The organism is Mitsuokella jalaludinii (genome assembly GCF_928722185.1).
GTDB lineage: Bacteria > Bacillota > Negativicutes > Selenomonadales > Selenomonadaceae > Mitsuokella > Mitsuokella jalaludinii.
This window is the reverse complement of record NZ_CAKMXA010000001.1, coordinates 172338-191593: the sequence shown is the minus strand read 5'-3', so window position 1 is coordinate 191593 and position 19256 is coordinate 172338. Positions and strand designations below refer to the sequence as shown.

At 61.7% G+C, this 19256-nt stretch carries 17 protein-coding genes; 1 reads left to right on the top strand and 16 read right to left on the bottom strand.

Going from position 1 to position 19256, the window contains the following annotated elements:
* Nucleotides 1-67: 67 nt before the first annotated feature.
* From feoB to acpS, 14 genes are all read right to left on the bottom strand, one after another.
* The gene (gene feoB, locus QDI87_RS00940; protein WP_278741990.1) at nucleotides 68-1966 is read right to left on the bottom strand and encodes a ferrous iron transport protein B; all 1899 of its coding nucleotides are present in this window, start codon (nucleotides 1964-1966) and stop codon (nucleotides 68-70) included.
* 87 nt (nucleotides 1967-2053) lie between these two features.
* Complete coding sequence (locus QDI87_RS00935) at nucleotides 2054-2278, bottom strand: FeoA family protein (RefSeq protein WP_036375415.1); 225 nt, start codon at nucleotides 2276-2278, stop codon at nucleotides 2054-2056.
* A gap of 221 nt (nucleotides 2279-2499) precedes the next feature.
* Nucleotides 2500-3288: an ABC transporter ATP-binding protein gene (locus QDI87_RS00930; RefSeq protein WP_278741989.1), complete on the bottom strand. Its 789-nt coding sequence runs from the start codon at nucleotides 3286-3288 to the stop codon at nucleotides 2500-2502.
* Nucleotides 3285-4274, bottom strand: coding sequence for a FecCD family ABC transporter permease (locus tag QDI87_RS00925; protein ID WP_423791156.1), 990 nt, complete (start codon nucleotides 4272-4274; stop codon nucleotides 3285-3287). The genes QDI87_RS00930 and QDI87_RS00925 overlap by 4 nt, the downstream gene beginning before the upstream one ends.
* Nucleotides 4271-5224, bottom strand: coding sequence for an ABC transporter substrate-binding protein (locus tag QDI87_RS00920; RefSeq protein WP_270528967.1), 954 nt, complete (start codon nucleotides 5222-5224; stop codon nucleotides 4271-4273). The genes QDI87_RS00925 and QDI87_RS00920 overlap by 4 nt, the downstream gene beginning before the upstream one ends.
* On the bottom strand, nucleotides 5221-5958 hold the full coding sequence (gene cobI / locus QDI87_RS00915; RefSeq protein ID WP_278741988.1) for a precorrin-2 C(20)-methyltransferase: 738 nt from the start codon (nucleotides 5956-5958) through the stop codon (nucleotides 5221-5223). Before cobI ends, QDI87_RS00920 begins: the two co-directional genes overlap by 4 nt.
* Nucleotides 5959-6176: 218 nt before the next feature.
* Nucleotides 6177-6959, bottom strand: coding sequence for a sirohydrochlorin cobaltochelatase (locus QDI87_RS00910; protein WP_278741987.1), 783 nt, complete (start codon nucleotides 6957-6959; stop codon nucleotides 6177-6179).
* Complete coding sequence (glmM, locus tag QDI87_RS00905) at nucleotides 6959-8308, bottom strand: phosphoglucosamine mutase (protein ID WP_036375401.1); 1350 nt, start codon at nucleotides 8306-8308, stop codon at nucleotides 6959-6961. Before glmM ends, QDI87_RS00910 begins: the two co-directional genes overlap by 1 nt.
* 58 nt (nucleotides 8309-8366) lie before the next feature.
* Nucleotides 8367-9974 (bottom strand): NAD(P)/FAD-dependent oxidoreductase, encoded by a 1608-nt coding sequence (locus QDI87_RS00900; RefSeq protein ID WP_278741986.1) that lies wholly within the window; start codon nucleotides 9972-9974, stop codon nucleotides 8367-8369.
* A 51-nt stretch (nucleotides 9975-10025) separates the two neighbouring features.
* The gene (locus QDI87_RS00895) at nucleotides 10026-10985 is read right to left on the bottom strand and encodes a CdaR family protein (RefSeq protein WP_278741985.1); all 960 of its coding nucleotides are present in this window, start codon (nucleotides 10983-10985) and stop codon (nucleotides 10026-10028) included.
* Nucleotides 10982-11821 (bottom strand): diadenylate cyclase CdaA, encoded by an 840-nt coding sequence (gene cdaA, locus QDI87_RS00890; RefSeq protein ID WP_036375392.1) that lies wholly within the window; start codon nucleotides 11819-11821, stop codon nucleotides 10982-10984. Before cdaA ends, QDI87_RS00895 begins: the two co-directional genes overlap by 4 nt.
* A 228-nt stretch (nucleotides 11822-12049) precedes the next feature.
* Nucleotides 12050-13111: a branched-chain amino acid aminotransferase gene (locus QDI87_RS00885; protein ID WP_255240820.1), complete on the bottom strand. Its 1062-nt coding sequence runs from the start codon at nucleotides 13109-13111 to the stop codon at nucleotides 12050-12052.
* A 140-nt stretch (nucleotides 13112-13251) separates the two neighbouring features.
* Entirely contained in the window at nucleotides 13252-14805 is a 1554-nt protein-coding gene (locus QDI87_RS00880; protein WP_036375386.1) for a bifunctional ADP-dependent NAD(P)H-hydrate dehydratase/NAD(P)H-hydrate epimerase, read from the bottom strand.
* 2 nt (nucleotides 14806-14807) lie between these two features.
* Complete coding sequence (gene acpS / locus QDI87_RS00875) at nucleotides 14808-15179, bottom strand: holo-ACP synthase (protein ID WP_226867578.1); 372 nt, start codon at nucleotides 15177-15179, stop codon at nucleotides 14808-14810.
* 232 nt (nucleotides 15180-15411) lie between these two features.
* On the opposite strand from acpS, the gene QDI87_RS00870 reads away from it, so the two are divergent.
* Nucleotides 15412-16329: a LysR family transcriptional regulator gene (locus QDI87_RS00870; RefSeq protein WP_036375380.1), complete on the top strand. Its 918-nt coding sequence runs from the start codon at nucleotides 15412-15414 to the stop codon at nucleotides 16327-16329.
* A gap of 79 nt (nucleotides 16330-16408) precedes the next feature.
* Here the strand turns inward: QDI87_RS00870 and QDI87_RS00865 are convergent, their stop codons facing one another.
* Together QDI87_RS00865 and QDI87_RS00860 are read right to left on the bottom strand one after the other, a co-directional pair.
* Nucleotides 16409-17473: a tartrate dehydrogenase gene (locus QDI87_RS00865; RefSeq protein WP_036375377.1), complete on the bottom strand. Its 1065-nt coding sequence runs from the start codon at nucleotides 17471-17473 to the stop codon at nucleotides 16409-16411.
* 87 nt (nucleotides 17474-17560) lie between these two features.
* Entirely contained in the window at nucleotides 17561-18901 is a 1341-nt protein-coding gene (locus QDI87_RS00860) for an anaerobic C4-dicarboxylate transporter (protein WP_036375374.1), read from the bottom strand.
* Nucleotides 18902-19256 lie beyond the last annotated feature (355 nt).

Below are 19256 nucleotides of genomic sequence, written 5' to 3'. Positions count from 1 at the left end.
AGCCCTGCCAGGCTGTCAGCATCTCAGTCTTTCAGTCTTTCAGATGGATGCTGATGCAGTTCACGGCTCAGGCAAAGCCGAGCATGGCGCCGATCTGGTAGACGAGCAGTGAGACGAGCCAGGCGATCGCGAACATGTAGAACGCGGAGAACGCGACCCACTTCCAGCCGCCGGCCTCTTTCTTGATCGTGCCGAGCGCCGTGACGCACGGCGTGTAGAGCTGCGAGAATACCATGAACGAGAAGGCCGAGAGGCTCGTGAAGGCCGTGGCCATGCCCGTCTGCATCATCGTGGACGCCGTATCAGCAGCATCCTCTGCCTCCGTCGAGACATCGCCGGCACCGTAGAGGATGCCGATCGTCGCGACGACCGTCTCCTTGGCCATGATGCCCGAGAGAACGGCTGCGCCAGCCTCCCAGGTGTCGAAGCCCTGGAATACGAAGAGGTGCGACATCCAGCCGCCGATTGTCGCGAGGATGGAATCCTCGATCTCAGCCGGACCGCTGAAGTTGTAGTTCGTCATGACCCAGAGCAGGACGGATGCGGCAAAGATGATGGTACCGGCCTTGATGAGGTACCCCTTGCCCTTGTCCCAAGTCTCGAGGAGGACCGTCTTCATGTCCGGCATGCGGTACGGCGGCAGCTCTAAGAGGAAGGTCGAGCCCTTCGACTTGAAGACGGTCGAGCCGAGGCCTTTAGCGACGACGATGGCCATGACCATGCCGATGACGTACATCGCGAAGACGACGTTGGCGGCATTGTCGGGGAAGAACATCGCGGCGAAGAGCGCCATGATCGGCAGCTTCGCGCCGCATGTGAGGAACGGCGTGACGAGGATGGAGACCATGCGGTCCTTCTCCGAGTCGAGTGCGCGCGCGCCCATGATGGCCGGCACGCCGCAGCCGAAGCCCATCATCAGCGGCATGACGCCCTTGCCCGTCAGGCCGCAGCGGCGCATGATCGGGTCCATGATGAAGGCGATGCGGGCCATGTAGCCCGTGCCGTCGAGGAAGGACAGGCAGAAGAACAGCACGAAGATCAGTGGCACGAACGTCAGCACCGCGCCGACGCCCGAGATGATGCCGTCACAGACGAGCGAGACCATCCAGTCGGCCACGCCGGCATCCGTCAGGAAGTCCTCCATGAATCCGACGAACTGCGTGTTGATCGCATCATCGAGGAAGTCCGCGATCGGCTGGCCGATCCAGGTGAACGTGATCTGGAAGACGGCGTAGAGGATCAGGAGGAAGATCGGCAGCGCGAGCACGCCGTTGGCGAGGAAGTGGTCGATCTTCTCGGACATCGACTGGCCGACATTTCCCGTGTCGACGGCCTGCGCCATGATCTTGTCGATCAGCGCATAGCGCGCCTCGATGATGGCCTCTTCCTTCTCGCTCTCCGACCGGCTGCTCGCCTGGATGGCCTGGACTTTGTCGATGTGCTCCTGCACCTGCGGGCTCACATGGTACTTGGACATGACCGTGCTCGTGAAGACGTCGAGCAGTTTCTTCGTGCTCTTGCTGCTGCGGCCGACCGTCTCGACGACCGGCATGCCGATGGCTTCTTCGAGCTTTTTCGTATCGATCTTGATGCCGCGGTGCTTGGCGTCGTCCTGCATGTTGAGGTCGATGAGGAGCGGGATGCCCTGCTCTAGAAGCTGGACCGTCAAAAAGAGATTGCGCTCGATGTTCGAGCTGTCGACGACGTCCATGACGAGGTCGAGCTTGTTGTTCATGAGGTAGTCGATGACGATCTTCTCCTCCGGGCTGCGCGCGTTGACGCTGTACGTGCCCGGCAGGTCGACGATTGAGATGGCGCGGTCCTTGTAGCGCGTGTAGCCGACTTTCTTGTCGACCGTGACGCCCGGCCAGTTGCCGATTTTCTGGCGCGCGCCCGTGAGTTCATTGAAGATAGTGGATTTACCGGTATTCGGATTGCCGGTCAATGCTACTGCTAATGTTGACATAGATGAAAATACGTCTCCTTTCGCTGCTTCTGCCCGCCCACTCGCATGGATGAGCATCTGCCTTGCTGCTTTGTACCGTTCCCGTGGTCAGCTGACCTGCTGGACCTCGATCCTCTCGGCATCTGCCTTGCGCAGAGCGAGGTTGTACGAACGCACGCCAATGGCAATCGGGTCGCCGAGCGGTGCGGAGCGCAGGACTGTGACCTTCGTGCCGGGGATCAGCCCCATCGTCATCATGCGCTGCTTCAGGTCCGATTCGTGGATCTTGACGATCTTCAGCACCATGCCGGTCTTACCGTCTTTGAGTGTCAAATCAAACGCCTCCCAAAGGTATCTTGATAATGAGATTATTTCTTACATGGATTATGATAACTTATCTCAATATCATCTGTCAAGACGGATAGACGCATTTTGAAAAATATTTTCACTAGCAACTAAAAAAAGCCCCCGACCATTGCCTATGGTCGGGGTGACGAGCGTCGGACAGTCGGGAGAATCCATCGGACCGTCCGACGATCGTTCTGTTTGCGGGTTCATCGCCTGGTCAGGGCAGCTGGCAGATACACGGTCCTGCCCTCTCGGTCCGTGAAGGCGTCGGCCTCGACGCCGAAGACATCAGCGAGCAGCTTGGCGGAGATGACGTCCTCGGGCCTGCCCTGCCGGGCGATGCGGCGGCCCTGCAGCACAGCGACAGCGTCGGCGTACTGCAGGGCGTGGTTGATGTCGTGCAGGACCATGACGATAGTCACGCCGTACTGGCGGTTGACCGCGGTGATGATCTGCATGACCTCGAGCTGATGGGCCATGTCGAGGTACGTCGTCGGCTCGTCGAGCAGCAGGACCTCGGGCTGCTGCGCGAGCACCATGGCCAGGAAGGCGCGCTGGCGCTCGCCGCCCGAAAGCGACTGTACCTGGCGGTCCTGCAGGGCCTCGACATGCGTGACCTGCATGGCCCAATCGACGGCCTCACGGTCTTTTACGGGGTCTTCCGCGCGCAGGTGCGAGCGGTAAGGAAAGCGGCCGTAGCCGACGAGTCGGCGCACCGTCGTGTCGGCTGGAGCCTCGACGCCCTGCGGCAGCACGGCGAGCCGGCGCGCGAGCGCCTGACGGCCGATGCGGCGTATATCGCATCCTTCGAGCTGCACCGCGCCGCCGCTCGGCCGCGCAAGCCCTGCCAGCAGACGCAAGAGCGTCGACTTGCCCGCGCCGTTCGGCCCGATGATGGCCAGCCGCTGGCCGCGCGCGACATCGAGCGCGACATCCTCGAGGATGGGCACGCGGCCGACCGCATACGATAGATGCTCTGCCGATAATATCGTCATAATTGCCTCCTAAGCAGGAACAGGAAGAACGGCGCGCCGAGCGCGGCCATGATGATGCCGACGGGCAGCTCGACGGGCGCGAAGGCCACGCGCGCGAACGTGTCGCTGTAGAGCAGGACGGCCGCGCCCAAAAGTGCCGAGGCAGGCAAGAGGATGCGGTGGTCCGAGCCGACGAGCAGCCGCGCCATGTGCGGCACGATGAGGCCGACAAAGCCGAGTAGTCCAACGACGGAGACGGCACTTGCCGCAAGGATGGCCGCGACGGCCGTCAGCAGGAGGCGCGTGAGCTCGACGCGCATGCCAAGGCTCCTTGCCATCGCGTCGCCGAGCTGCAGCACATTGAGGTGGCGCGCGGCGAGCACGGCGAGCGCGAAGCCCACGAGTGTGTAAGGCCAGAGCATCGCCACATGCGGCCAGCTGCGCGCCGAGAGGCCGCCGACCATCCACATGAGCGCGTTGTGAACGCGGTCGCTGTAGAGGATCATCAAAGCCGAGATACCCGAGCCGAGGAAGGCGGAGACAGCCACGCCCGCAAGGATGATGCGGATGGGCTGGATGCCGTTCTTCCAGGCGAGCAGGTAGATGAGCACCGCCGCCCCCATCGCGCCGACAAAGGCCGCCGGCGTGATGAGCGCGCTGTGCTCGGGGAAGAGCAGCAGGACGAGGATGCCCATGAGCCCCGCGCCCGACGAGATGCCGATGATGTGCGGGTCGGCCAGCGGGTTCTTCATGATGGCCTGCAGGATGGCGCCCGAGAGCGCGAGGTCGATGCCGACGAGCGCGGCCACGAGCGTGCGCGGCAGCCGGATATTCCAGAGGATCTGCGTGTGTGTACTGCCATCAGCGCCCATGAGGATGGCGGCGGCCTCCTGCGGCGCGATGGCGACGGAGCCCAGCATCAGGCTGACGAGAACGCCTGAGGCGGCCAGCACGAGGAAGAGCAGGAAGACGGCCGCGAGCCGCCCGCTCGATGCGCCCCGCATCATTCAAACGCCTCCGGGTAGAGGCACTTCGCCATCGACGCCACGGCCTCCGGGTAATGGATGCCCGGGCTCAGCAGGAAGAGGTCCTGTGGCAGGTAGTAGACGCGGCCCTCGCGGACGGCGGCGATCGTCTGCCAGGCAGGACTGTCCTGCATGAGGCTGTCCATGCCAGCTTTCGCCTCCGCCACGTCGCCCATGCTCGTGATGAAGATGGCCTCCGGGTCCTGCAGGACGAGCGTCTCGAGGCTGTAGGGCGCGGCGTCGGGGTTCTTCTCGAGCGGCGCCGTGCCCGAGGCGACGTTCTGCCAGCCGAGCAGATTTGCCGTGCAGCCGGCGATGCTGCCGTCGAGCTGCACCGTCAGGCCCTGGTTCGTGCTGTGGATGATGGAGACGCGGCGCGCCTCCTGCGGGATCTTCGCGCGCACGTCCGCAATTCTCTCATCCATCGAGGCGATCAGCGATTCGCCCTTCTCGCGCTCGCCCGTGACCATAGCGAGTGCGCGGACCTCCGCCTTGACATCGTCATAGCTCTTCATGTCGAGCACGAGCGTCTTGATGCCGTTCTGCTCCAGGGGCGAGACGAGCTTCTCGTTCATGCCCTTGTTGAGGATGACGAGGTCCGGCTCGCAGGCGAGGACCTTCTCGAGGTCGATCTGGTAGACCTTGCCGACGCTCGCCTTATCCTTGGCATATGCCGGCATCTTCGTCTTCGAGTCGGGTCGGCCGACGACATCGCCACCGACTTCGTGCAGCGGCTCGAGGAAGGACGCCGAAGTCACGACGATGCGCGACGGCTTCTTCGCGAGCTCGACATCGCGGCCCAGCGCATCGTGGATCGTGGCAAACGGCGCGTCACTTGAAGAGGCTGCCTGCTGTGTGCTGCCGCAGCCTGAAAGCGCGAGCGAGCCGAGCAAGAAAAGGCCCAGCAAGGCGCCCAAAAGCAATCGTCTCATCGCGCACCGCTCCCCTTCTCCTCCGCGCCCACTTCTGCCCGGCGTGTCAAGATGGTCGAGAGGTAATTGAGCTTCTTCCCTCGCTGCGCTTCGAGGTCATCGATGACGCACTCGCCGTCGAGGCCCGCGCGGCTCACGAGCACCGCATGGCGCAACATGTCGTGTTCCTTGAGCTGGTCCACGATGGCGGGGAAGTTCTTGTAGACCTTCATCAGGACGACGTTGTCGGAGGCCTGCATGGCCTGCTGGATCTTTTCTGGCGGGGCTGTCGCGGGGATGATCGTCAGGATGTCATCGCCCTCGACAATCGGGCGGCCGCTCTTGCTCGCGATGGCGGCAAAGGCCGGCACGCCGGGAATCGTCTCAATCGCGATATCCTCGTGCTGCAGCAGCCGGTAGATGTAGATGTAGGTGCTGAAGAACATCGGATCGCCGAGCGTCAGAAAGGCGACGTTCCTGCCCTGCCTGAGGAGCGCGAGGATCTCCTCCTTGTTCTCCTGCCAGGCCGATGTGTCCGCCGCGAAGTCGCGGACCATCGGGAAGACCTGATAGACGATCTCTACATCCGGCTTGAGGTACGGCCGTGCGATTGACAGCGCGACACTGCCGTCCTTCTTCTCTGTCTTCGGCGCAATCAGCACATCCGCCTGCCGTATGGCGTGGATGGCCTTGACGGTCAGGAGCTCCGGATCACCGGGCCCGACCCCGATACCAAAAAAAATCCCGTTCTTCATCGCAAATATCCTCCTAACATGACAACCAATCCTTTCTAACATAACTACAAAAGCAAATATCTTCTTATTTTCATGGTAACGTCTCAGAGAATCACTGTCAACTGGCGTTTCACAACGACGCAGTGAGACTGGTTCAAAAAAAGGCAGCCCCCATCCAGGTAATCTGGACAGGAGCCGCCTTGGACTCGTTATTCTCGATAAGCAGAGGCATCCTGCTATCACTCTGTGCGCAGCGCCTTGCGTGCCTTCTCGATGTAGATCTGGCGGAAGAGCGGCGATTCGCCGAGCCCTTCGAGGATCGGAGTGACCGAGAAGCCTGCCTTTTCAAGGCGCGCCTTCCAGGAAGCTTCCCCCTCACCTGCCATATCGCGCGCTACGTGCATGCCGCTCGTCAGTAAGAGCGGTGCGAGCAGGACTTCGCGCACCTGTCTCTTCCGCAGGCGCTCGAGCACCATCTTGAAGTCAGGCGTGTCCGTCGACTCGAGCACGCCGACGTGGATGGGCAATTGCTGCGCGTCGATCTCAGCCTGCAACCGCTCGTAGACGGGATTGTGGCGATGCGGGGAGCCGTGTCCGAGGAGCACGAGCTCCGCATCGCGCGGCACGAAGATGCTGCGGCAGAGCGCGATGAGGTTCCGCGTATAGTCCGCTTCTTCGAAGAAGGCCGGCTCGCCGACAGTGAGCTTCTCGTAGCGCGAGGTGTAAGCCGGCACGACATCGAGCACCTTCTTCTCGTACTCCTCGCCCGGCGTCATGTACGTCGGCTGCACGAGCACATGCGTGACATCCTCTTCAGAGAGGCGCAGCAGGGCCTCCTCGAGGGAATCGCGGTGGAGGCCGCGCTTCTCGAGTGACGTGCGGATGAACGTCGAGGTGAAGGCCTGCACGATGACAGCTTCGGGGAACTCCGCACGGAAATCCGCCTCGAGCGCGTCGAGACAGAGCTTGCGCGAATCATCGCCCATCGCGCCGAAGCTCGTGAGCACGATTGCCTGCTTCATCAGCCCTGTTCCTTCTTGACGATGTCGGCGATGGCGTGGCAGATGCGGTCGAGCTGCTCCTGGTCAGGGCCTTCTGCCATGACGCGGATCAGAGGCTCCGTGCCGGACGGGCGCACGAGGATGCGGCCGTTCTCGCCGAGCTCCTCGTCGCCTGCGGCGATGGCCTTCTTGATGGCCTCATTCGTCTCCCAGCCCTCTTTCGTCGCAACCTTGACGTTGACGAGCAGCTGCGGGTACGTCGTCATCAGCGCCGTGAGGTCGGATGCCTTGCGGCCGCTGCGCTTGAGCGAAGAGAGCACCTGCAGGGCCGTGATGAGGCCGTCGCCCGTCGTGCTGAAGTCGGTGAAGATGATGTGGCCGGACTGCTCGCCGCCGATCTTGTAGCCGTTCTTGAGCATGTTCTCGAGGACGTAGCGGTCGCCGACCTTCGTGATCTCGGCGCGGCCGCCGGCCTTCTTGATGGCCTGATGGAAGCCGATGTTTGCCATGACCGTCGTGACGACTGTGTTGTAGGGCAGCTTGCCATCCTTCATCATGTCCATCGCGCACATGACGAGGATGTGGTCGCCGTCGATGATCTGGCCTTTCTCGTCGACGCAGAGGCAGCGGTCCGCATCGCCGTCGTGCGCGATGCCGAAGTCCGCGCCGTTCTCGAGGACGGCCTTCTGCAGGGACTCGAGGTGCGTCGAGCCGCAGCCGTCGTTGATGTTCGTGCCGTTCGGCAGCGCGTGAATGACCTTAACCGTGGCGCCGAGGTGGCGCAGGATCTTCGGCATCGCCTCATAGGCGGCGCCATTCGCGCAGTCGAGCACGACCTTGACGCCCTCGAAGCGCTCCTTGCACGTCGAGATCACGAACTCCATGTACTGATTCAGGAGGTCCGTGCGGTACTCGATGTGGCCGATGTGCTCTGCCGTCGGGCGCGGGTAGTTGTCGTCCGTCTCGAGCTGATGCACGATGGCCTCGAGCTCATCCTCGACGGAATCCGGCAGCTTGTAGCCGTCGCCGCCGAAGAACTTGATGCCGTTGTCGTGGAACGGATTGTGCGAGGCCGAGATGACGATGCCGGCCTTAGCCTTGTGCTTGCGCGCGAGGTACGCGATGGCCGGCGTCGGGATGATGCCGGCGAGCATCGCGCGGCCGCCCGCCGAGCAGATGCCGGCCGTCAGCGCCGACTCGAACATCTCGCCCGAGATGCGCGTATCGCGGCCGATGATGATGAGCGGCTGCTCTTCCGACTCTTTGCCGAAGTAGATCGTAGCGGCGCGGCCGAGACGGTATGCCATCTCCGGCAGCAGCGTGACGTTTGCCTCTCCACGGACACCGTCCGTACCGAATAATCTTGCCATATTTCTTTCCCCCTGATACTCAGATGCGTTTTCGCGTCTTAAAGGTTTGATATCCTTATTAGTATTGCACATTTTGGTGCAGGAATGCAAGTGCCGCTTTCATGCCATCGACGGCAGCGCTCATGATGCCGCCCGCATAGCCCGCACCCTCGCCCATCGGATAGAGTCCCGGCGTCGCCTCAGCGACAAACGTTTCGCGGTCGCGGCGGATGCGGCACGGCGCCGACGAGCGCGTCTCAACGCCCGTCATGACGGCACCGGCGTCGGCAAAGCCCGGGATCTTGCGGTCAAAGTACGGCAGGGCGCCTGTAAGCGTCTTCGTGATGAAGTCCGGCAGGCAACGGTGCAGGTCGGCTGCCCTGACACCCGGCGCATACGTCGGCTTCGTCAAGAAGTCCGTCGAGCCGCTCCTGCCCGCGAGGAAGTCGCCGACAGTCTGCACGGGCGCGAAGTAATCCCGGCCGCCAAGCGCAAAGGCCAGCCCCTCGAGCTCCTGCTGCAGGGCCATGCCCGAGAGGACTTCCTGCCCGAAGTCCGCAGGCGCGACCTGCACCAAGAGCGCGCTGTTGGCGATGCCCGAGTCGCGGCGGTAGTTGCTCATGCCGTTCGTGACGACGCGCTCCTTCTCCGAGGCCGCGGCGACGACATAGCCGCCCGGGCACATGCAGAAGGAGTAGGCACCGCGCCCCGTCGCGGGGTCCTTGTAGGTCAGCGCGTAGTCAGCGACGGGCAGCAGCGGATGGCCCGCGTCCTCGCCGTACTGCGCGCGGTCGATGAACTCCTGCGGGTGCTCGATGCGCACGCCCATCGCGAAGGGCTTGGCCTCCATCGCGACGCCGCGGCTGAGGAGCATGCGGTAGGTGTCACGCGCCGAGTGGCCGATGCCGAAGAATACGACATCGGCTTCGATGCGCTCCTCGTCGTTGACGATGACGGCCTCGACGCCCTCTTCGCCGAGCTCGACGTCCGTGACCTGCGCGCCGAAGCGCACCGTGCCGCCGAGGCGTATGATCTCCTTGCGGATGTTGCGCACGACCTCGCGCAGGATGTCCGTGCCGATGTGCGGCTTGTGCAGATAGCGGATCTCCTCGGGCGCGCCCGCCGCGACAAACGCCTCGATGACGTCCTTCATGTGCGCATCGTTGATGCGCGTCGTGAGCTTGCCGTCCGAGAACGTGCCGGCACCGCCCTCGCCGAACTGCACGTTCGACTGCGGGTTGAGGGCGCCGCCCCGCCAGAAGCGCTCGATGTCCTCATGGCGCGTGTCGACGTCGTTGCCGCGCTCGAGCACGAGCGGCTCGCAGCCGTGGCGCGCGAGCGTCAGCGCAGCGAACATGCCCGCCGGGCCGAAGCCGACGACGACGGGCCGCCTCTCGAGGTGCGGCGCAGGAATGGGTGCCGGTGCCTGCGGCACAGGGGCCTCTTCGACATTGCGGTCGCGGCGCAGCTTCTGCAGCACCTTCTTCTCGACCTTCCCCTCGAGCTTGACGTCGAGGATGTAGACGAATTGGATGGGCGCACCGTGGTAGCGGCGCGCGTCGACAGCCTTACGCACAATTACCACCCCAGCGATCTGCTGAGGTGGTAACATGAGGCGCTTGGCTGCAAGATCTTCGAGGCTGGTCCGTTCTGTGAACGGCACAGCCAGATTGCGGATGCGGATCATTGCAGTCCTCCTATCGGTTTATGGTATCGGGTAGTCTTGCGGATTCATTTCTCACGGGCTGGCCGTGCCGGACGCCGCCTTCTTCTTGGCCTGGATCTCGATGTGGACCGTCACGCTGTTGTTCGTCACGGTGACACCGTCGGGCGGCGCGAGCTGGACATTCTCATCCGTCGTCTTCGTCAGGCCGTCGAGCGAGATCTTCTGCGTCTCGATGCTCGTGAGCTTCGACAAGATGTTCTCCGGGCCGGCGACCTCGATCTTCACGGGGTCGGTCTTGACGGAGCTGACCTCATAGCCACTGGCAAGGCCGTCGCCGAGGACCGGCTTGACGGTGACGATCTTCTTCATGAGGCCGCGCGCGAGCTGCACGCTGACCTCAGCCGAGGCTGGCTTGACGGTGACGCCAGCGACTTCGCGGCCGTCCGCATTGATGGCCGTCAGCGGCACCTTGAGGCTGAAGTCATCGCCATTGCCCGCGAGGCCGACGTAGCCGATGACGCGCGTGACTTCCTTGATGTCCGAGGCAGCGCCCTCAATCGTGACCGTCTCCACGGACGGCTCGATGTGCGCCACCGTCGTGCCCGGCGCTGTCGAGCCCGTCACGATGAACTCCGCCTTCATCTTCTTCTGCACGATGCGGTCGAGCGTGAAGGTCACCGTATCCGGCTTGGCCTCGACGAGCTCGAAGCCCTGCGGCAGGACGGTCTGCACCTTGACGGCATGCTTGCCCTCCTCCACCTTCGAGAGGTCGACGTATGCCTTGAAGTCGTTCTCGCTCGCCGAGACGAAGAGCGAGCGCGGCCCGCGTACGCGGAGCTTGACGCTTGCGGCGTCCTTCGTGATCTTGTAGCCCTCCGGCGCGTTGACGACGTCGAGTTGCACGGTGTAGGTGCTCTCGATGGACGGGTTCTGGTCGTTCATGACATAGCCCCAGAGGATGACCGCGATGACGAGCGCCAGGATCTTGGCCGGCAGATTGTGCTGCACGATATTGCGCATTCTTGAGATCATTTTCTCTTCCTCCAGTTCCTGATGAGGTCCTTGAGACCCTTCTGCGGGGAAGTGAATGCCGGCCGCAGGATATTCTTGAGCTTCTCCGTGTCGAGGTGGCGGACCATGCGCCCGTTCTCCGCGACCGAGATTGTGCCCGTCTCCTCACTGACGACGACGACGAGCGCATCGCACTGCTCCGAGAGGCCGATGGCCGCGCGGTGGCGTGTACCGAGCTCCGTCGAGAGCGAGCGGTTCTCCGTCAAGGGCAGGAGGCAGCCGGCCGCAATGAGGCGTTTGCCGCGCACGATGGCTGCGCCGTCGTGCAGCGGCGTGTTCGGGATGAATACATTGAGCAGGAAGTCTGCGGTGATGAGGCCGTCGATCTGGATGCCCGTCGCGCTGATGTCGTTGAGGCCCATGTTGCGCTCAATGACGATGAGCGCACCCGTCTTGTTGGCCGACATGACCTTGACGGCCTTGGCGAGCTCGCGCACGACAGACTGCGCTTCCTCGTCGTCTAAAAGCACCGACGGGCCGAGGAACTTGCCCTGGCCGAGGTGCTCGAGCGCGCGCCGCAGCTCTGGCTGGAAGACAATCGGCAGGGCGACGAAGAGCAGCGTCACCGCTTTCTGCAAGAGCCAGGAGATGACGTGCAGTTCAAGCCAGCTGCAGACCATCGTCACGCCCAAGAGCACGAGGATGCCCTTGACGAGCGTGATGGCGCGCGTGTCCTGCAGCATGACGTAGACCTTATAGAGGATGACGGCCACGATCAGGATGTCGAGGATGTCCATCGGCCCGATTGTCGAGATGATACCGTGGAATTGTAGTGGATATGGCAGCTCAAATGGCATAAGCAAAACTCCTAAATGTATGTGGATCAAGATGAATCCGATATTTATCGTATTATATATAAAGCTATTCTCGCCATGATACAGGAAATCCTTGTGACTGTCAAAAAATTTTACTCCTAAGTCCTGAAGGCTTCCTGAATCCCTCCTGTATACGCCGCTGCCAAGGGAAAGCAAAAAGCCCGGCTGCCAAAGGGCAGCCGAGCCGTGAACAGGATATTCCTGTTTTGCTTACTTGATCTCGCGGATCCATCCCTCTTCCGGTGCTTCGACCGTGCCGAGCTGGATACCACGCAGCGTGTTGTAGAGTTTCGTGAGGACAGGGCCCATTTCCTTCATGCCGCTCGGGAACTCGATCGTCTCGCCGTTGCCGACAACCTTGCCGACCGGGCAGATGACGGCAGCCGTGCCGCAGAGGCCAGCCTCGGCGAAGTCCTTGAGCTCCGTGAACTTGACCGGACGATGCTCGACCGTGTAGCCGAGATGCTCGGCAATCGTGACGAGCGAACGGCGCGTGATCGACGGCAGGATGCTGTCGGATTTCGGCGTGACGAGCTTGCCGTCCTTCGTGACGAACAGGAAGTTTGCACCGCCCGTCTCCTCGACGTACGTGCGCGTAGCAGCATCGAGGTACATGTTCTCGTCGAAGCCCTTCTGGTGTGCGAGGATGTACGGATAGAGGCTCATCGCGTAGTTCAGGCCGGCCTTGATGTTGCCTGTACCGTGCGGGGCAGCGCGGTCATAGTCACTGACGCAGATCGTGATCGGCTTCACGCCGTTCTTGAAGTAGGAGCCGACCGGCGTGCCGAAGAGACGGAACTGATATTCGTCAGACGGCTTGACACCGATGACCGGGCCCGTGGCAAAGAGGTACGGGCGCAGGTAGAGGGCACCGCCCGACTCGAAAGGAGGAATCCAATCCTTGTTGGCTGCAACAACCTGATCGACAGCCTCGAGGAACATCTCCTCCGAGACTGGCGGCATCTCGAGGCGCTTAGCCGAGTCGATCATGCGCTTTGCGTTCATGTCCGGACGGAACGTGACGACGCGGCCGTCCTTCGTCTTGTAGGCCTTGAGGCCCTCGAAGACTTCCTGGCAGTACTGCAGGATGCCGGCGCACTCATTGATCGTGACGTTGGCGTCATCCGTCAGATGACCTTCGCCCCACTTGCCGTCTTTGAAGTTTGCGACGTAACGCTGGGAGATTGGCTGATACGCGAAACCCAGGTTATTCCAATCCACATTTACTTTTGCCATTGAAAACTCCTCTTTTCTTTCCGTTAAAGTAGTTATATCATAGTCCCGGCTGTACAGTTTGTCAATAGCCTAGGCAAGAAAATGATGTAATTTTACACAGAATATGTATCTTTGTCTTTCATCCGCCTACATGCGCTTTTGTCCGCTTTTATCGTGCTTTTTATTATAGAAAGAAATCACTCTCCCGCTTGCAGCAAGCGGCGCGCCTCTGGCAGCTTCGCGAGGATGTCCCCGGCGATAAGGCCTTCCGCCCGCTCTCCGTAGGCAAGGTCACCGGCGAGCCCGTGCAGGTAGACGCCGAGAACGGGGGCCATGCCGTCTGCGGCCTGCTCCATGAGGCCCGCAATCGTGCCGGCGAGCACATCGCCCGCGCCGGCCGTCGCCATGCCCGCATTGCCCTTCGTCGTGAAGAAGACGCGGCCATCCGGGAAGGCCACGAGCGTGCACTCGCTCTTGAGCACGAAGACGGCATGGTATTCGGCCGCCGCGTCGCGCGCGATGCCGACGATATCTTCGCGCAGGTCCTCGACAGAGAGCCCCAGGAGGCCCGCCATCTCGCCGAGATGCGGCGTGAGGATCGGCACGTGCTTTGCCTCGCGCAGGATCTCGGGATTGTCGCGCAGGGCGTAGATGGCATCGGCGTCGAGCACGAGCGGCCTGTCCGTCTCGCGCACGAGCGCCCTGACGAGCTCGCCCGTCACCTTGGCGCGCCCGAGTCCCGGGCCAATAAGGACGGTATCGTACCCTTCCGTCAGCGGCACGAGCAGCTTGAGGGCCTCATCGCCGCCGAGGACGCCTGCCTGCTCTTCGGGCACGGGCACCGTCATCGCCTCCGTGAGCTTCGCGGCGAGGATGGGCTGCTGGCTGTCCGGCACGGCGAGCGTCGCGATGCCGCAGCCCACTCGCAGGCAGGCCGAGGTGCAGAGCGCCGCCGCGCCCGTCATGCCGCGCGAGCCCGCAACGACGAGGATGCGGCCGCAGGTCCCCTTGTGGGCCGTGCGCGGACGCGCGGGCAGCAGAGCGGCGGCCATCCGGCCGTCGATGCAGGCCTGCTGCATCGCCTCGTCCTCCAGGAGTTCGTGCGGGATGCCGATGGAGTCGACGCAGAGCTCGCCTGTGCAGGTCGCGCCGAGGCCGAGCAGGTGGCCCGGCTTCGGCAGTCCGAGCGCGAGCGTCCGCGTTGCCTGCACGGCCGCATCGCCGACCTCGCCCGTATCGGCCTCGACGCCGCTCGGGATGTCGATGGCGAGCACCGGGCAGTGCGCCGCATTGACGAGCTCCACTGCCTGGCGGACGACGGGGCGCAGCGTGCCGCGGAAGCCCGTGCCGAGGATGCCGTCGAGCACGCCGTCCGCGAAGCGCAACGCGAGGCGCAGCCGGTCCATGTCGCGGTCACCCGTCAGGTCGTGCACAGCGATGCCCATCGCCGTCAAGGCCTGCTTCATGATGGAAGGCGACGCCTTGAGGTGGTCAGGATTGCCCGTCAGGAATACCTTGAGGTCCGCCCCCTCGTTGGCGAGATAGCGCGCCGCCGCGAACGCATCGCCGCCATTGTTGCCGCTGCCCGCGAGGACGCAGATCGTCTTGCCGCGCACAGAGCCGAGCAGCGCGATCATCTCTGCAGCCGTCTGCCGCCCGGCATTCTCCATCAGCACGACCTCCGGCAGGCCGTACTCCTCTCCCGCGCGCCGGTCGACAGCGCGCATCTCCTTGACAAGTGATACCTTCATCGTCATCCCTCCATCACACATTGTGCCGTCGCGTACGCACGCGAGTGGCTCAGCGAGACCCATACCTTTGAAACCGACCGGCTGCGGGCCAGCTGCGCGAAATACCCCGAAAGATGAACCCGAGGTGCCCCGAGCGCATCCGGCAAAATCTCGATGTCGTGCAGCGTGCCGCCGCGCAGCCCTGTGCCGAGCGCCTTCATGACGGCTTCCTTGCCCGCGAAGCGCGCCGCATAGCTCGCCATCCTCTGCACGCCGCGGCTCTCGCAGTACGCGCGCTCCGCCTCCGTGTAGACGCGCATGAGGAAGGCCTCGCGGGCTGCTGCCCTCTTCACGCGCGCAATCTCCACAATATCCGTCCCGATACCTACGATCAAGACATCCACCTGCTTTCCGTGTTTCATTCTGGTTCATTTTCTCTATCCTGGATTAGATTCCCCATCCCCCGCCTATTTTCCTGCCAAGGCCTGCGGCGCAGCTGGGACTGTTCCCGAAAATATTTTTGATAATTTTCGATTATACTATCATACATTCACTAAAAGTATGGTATAATGGCATTAAATAAAGCGAATTTATACAGATAAAATGGAACAGAAAGAAGCGATTTGAATGGAACTCAGACAACTCGAATATTTCCAGATGGCCAGCCGTCTGCGAAATATCACCCGCGCTGCGGAACGCCTGCGTGTTTCCCAACCGAATATCACGGTCGCCATCAAGAAGCTCGAGGCCGAGCTCGGCATCCAGCTCTTCGACCGCAGCCAGAAACAGCTCGCACTGACGCCTGAGGGCGCCGTCTTCCTCAACCGGGTCGAGCTCGCGCTGCGCAACATCCAGGACGCCGTGCTGGAGGTCAACGACTACAAGCAGCTCCAGAAGGGCACCATCAAGATCGGCGTGCCGCCGATGATGGGCGCCTACCTCTTCCCGCGCATCTTCTCGAGCTTCCAGCGCCGCTACTCCCACCTCGACATCTTCATGCACGAAGAGGCCTCGATGTCGATCCGCGAGCAGCTTGAGCGCGACGAGCTCGATTTCGGCATCATCATCCTCTCCGGCGCCTCGAATCGCCTGCAGCTGCTGCCCATGTCCAAGAACCAGATCGTCTGCTGCGTGCCCGAGAGCAGCCCGCTCGCCAAGAAGAAGGCCATCACCATGGATGACGTGGCCGACACGAAAATCGTCATGCTCAAGGAAGGCTCCTTCCTGCGCCAGACCATCCTCGGCCGCATGAAGGCCGAGGGCATCACGCCGAACATCGTGCTCGAGTCCAACCAGATCAACACCTTGAAGGGCCTCGTCTCCAACGGCGTCGGCATCACCTTTCTCCTCGACATGGTCGCCGACGAAACGCCCGGCCTCAAGACCCTGCCGCTCGCCGATCCCATCTTCGTCGACGTCGGCCTTGCCTGGAAGAAGGACCGCTACATCTCGAAAGCCGCACAGTCCTTCATCGACTTCTGCAAGGACCTGCTCAAGAAAGACCACAGCAACAAGACCGACGCTGCCTCGCCTACCCAGGAATAAACCAACTAAGTCAACAAACAGCAGAAATGCCATCTCACCGACTGCGTGAGATGGCATTTTTTCATGGAATAGCAGGGGTTCAGCGGCGCAGGATCTCGAGGATGGCCTCGCCGATGTCCTGCGTCTTGGCCGCGCCGCCAAGGTCCGGCGTCAGGGTATTCTTCTCAACGAGCAGCGTCTCGATGGCCGCGATGACGCGCTTGCCCCAGTCCTCCTTGCCGAAGAAGTCGAGCATCTGGCTGACCGACCAGATGCTGGCCAGCGGGTTTGCGATGCCCTTGCCAGCGATATCCGGCGCGCTGCCGTGGATGGGCTCGAACATCGAGGGATACTTGCGCTCCGGGTTGAGGTTGGCACCGGCCGCGAGGCCCATGCCGCCCGCGATGGCCGCGCCGAGGTCCGTCAGGATATCGCCGAAGAGGTTGCTCGTGACGACGACCTCAAAGCGCTTCGGGTTCTTGACGAACATCATGCTCGCCGCGTCGACGAGCAGCTTCTGCGTCTTGACATCCGGGTACTCCTTGCCGAGCTCGGCGAAAATCTCATCCCAGAACACCATCGAGTAGCCGAGCGCATTGCCCTTCGAGATGGAAGTCAGCGTCTTGTGCTCGCGGCGCGCGAGCTCGTAGGCGTAGCGCATGATGCGCTCGCAGCCCTTGCGCGAGAAGACGCCCGTCTGAAGCGCGATTTCCTGCGGCGTGCCCGGATAGAGGCGCGCACCGACATCGGCGTACTCGCCCTCGCTGTTCTCGCGGATGACGACCATGTCGATGTCCTCGCGCTTGACACCGGCGAGCGGACACGGTGCGCCCTCGAGCAGCTTGACGGGGCGCAGGTTGACGTATTCATCGAAGCCGCGGCGGATCTTCAAGAGCAACTGCCCCAGCGAGACATTGTCTGGAACGCCCGGATAGCCGACAGCACCGAGGTAGATTGCATCGAACGCCTTGAGCGTATCGAGGCCGTCCTCCGGCATCATCTCGCCCGTCTTCAAGTAGTACTCACAGCCCCAGGGGAAGTCCGTGAACTCGACAGCGAACGTGCCGTCGAGGGCTGCGATGCCAGAGAGGACCTTCTTGCCCTCCGCGATGACCTCAGGACCGATGCCGTCGCCGGCGATGACTGCAATCTTGAATTTCTTCATAGCAATGCTTCCTTTCTGAAAATAATGCAATCAGCAGATAATGAAAAAGCGGTTTCCCGGAGGAAACCGCTCCATACGCAAGGTATGTTACAGGACGATATGCGCCATGACAAAGCCAGCGCAGCAGCCCGTGAAGACGCCGATGAGGCCCGGGATCATGAAGCTGTGATTGAGGATGTACTTGCCGATGCGCGTCGTGCCCGAGCGGTCAAAACCGATGCAGGCGAGGTCAGACGGGTACGTCGGCAGGAAGAAGTAGCCGTAGCAGGCCGAGATGAAGGACATGATCAGCACAGGATCCATGCCGACATTGAGTGCCAGCGGCATGACGATCGCGATGGCCGCAGCCTGCGAGTTAACGAGCTTCGACGTCAGGAACGCGAAGATCGCATAAGCCCACGGATATGCCTGGACAGCGGCACCGAGCCACTGCTTGAGGATGGTCATGTGGTTTGCGAAATACGTGTCGGCCATCCAGGCGACGCCATAGACCGAGACGAGTGCAACGATACCAGAGCGGAATACCTGGCTGTTGCCGACATCCTTCGCCTTGATCTTGCAGAAGACCAGGATCATGGCGGCAACGAAGAGCATGACCATCTGGATGACGTCCGTCATCGAGATTGCCTTCATGACGCCCTTCGCGTTCGGGAAGTGCGGCAGAAGCTGCGGGAAGTTGCCGAGGCAGGCGATGACGAGGATGCCGAGGAAGAAGATGTACATCGCATGGTAGTACGATTTCGGCAGTTCCTTGCCCTGCAGCGTCTCCGAGTCACCGTAGACGTATTCCTTGTTCTCCGGGTCCTTGATGAACTCCTGGAAGCGCGGATCCTTGTCGAGGTCTTTGCCGCGGCGGTAAGACCAGAGAGCGGCGCAGAAGACGCCCGTGAACGTAGCCGGGATCGAGACGGCGAGAATCTGGAGGACCGTGTACTCATAGCCTGCTGCAGCCATGAAGCCGACAATCGAGACGACGGCAACCGAGACAGGCGAAGCGCAGATAGCCATCTGCGAAGCGACCGAAGCGACAGCCATCGGGCGCTCCGGGCGGATGTTCTGCTTGATGGCGATATCATAGATGATCGGGAACATCGTGTAGACGACGTGACCCGTGCCGCAGAGGACCGTGAGGAACCAGGTCGTCAGCGGAGCGAGGATCGTGACCTGCTTCGGGTTGTTGCGCAGGAACTTCTCTGCATACTTGAGCATGACCGTGAGGCCGCCCGACGTCTGCAGGAAGCCGGCGCAGGTGACGACCGCGAGGATCGTGAGCATGACGCCGATCGGCGGCGTGCCGGGCTTATAGCCAAAGACGAATGTGAAGATGACGAGGCCGATGCCGCTGATGACAGCCAGACCAATACCGCCGTGACGCACGCCAAAGACAAGGCAGGCCAGCAGTACGATGAGACCAAGCAACATTTCCAAGTGAAACTCCCCTTCCTATTAAATAAAGACAGAAATCCTATTCCTTAGATCCGCCGTGCCACCCCTCCTCTCTTCATACTGCGCGGAATCAAAGAGAAACAATTTCCCCTGCTCTCTTATTTTCGCGCAATCTGTTCAAAATCCTGCTGAAGAATGCGTTTCATCCATAAAATTCATGAATCCGATAGCAGGACCATATGATGCAGGTTGGACAGATGAGGACAGCTGTGCGGGCAGCAAAGCGAAGCGTCCGAGAATCTACGCTTTATTATACAATAAAAGAAAAGAATAAGTAAATATTATTTATCATAAAATATTTTAATGATATATATCACTTATTCTTTGGTAAATCAGA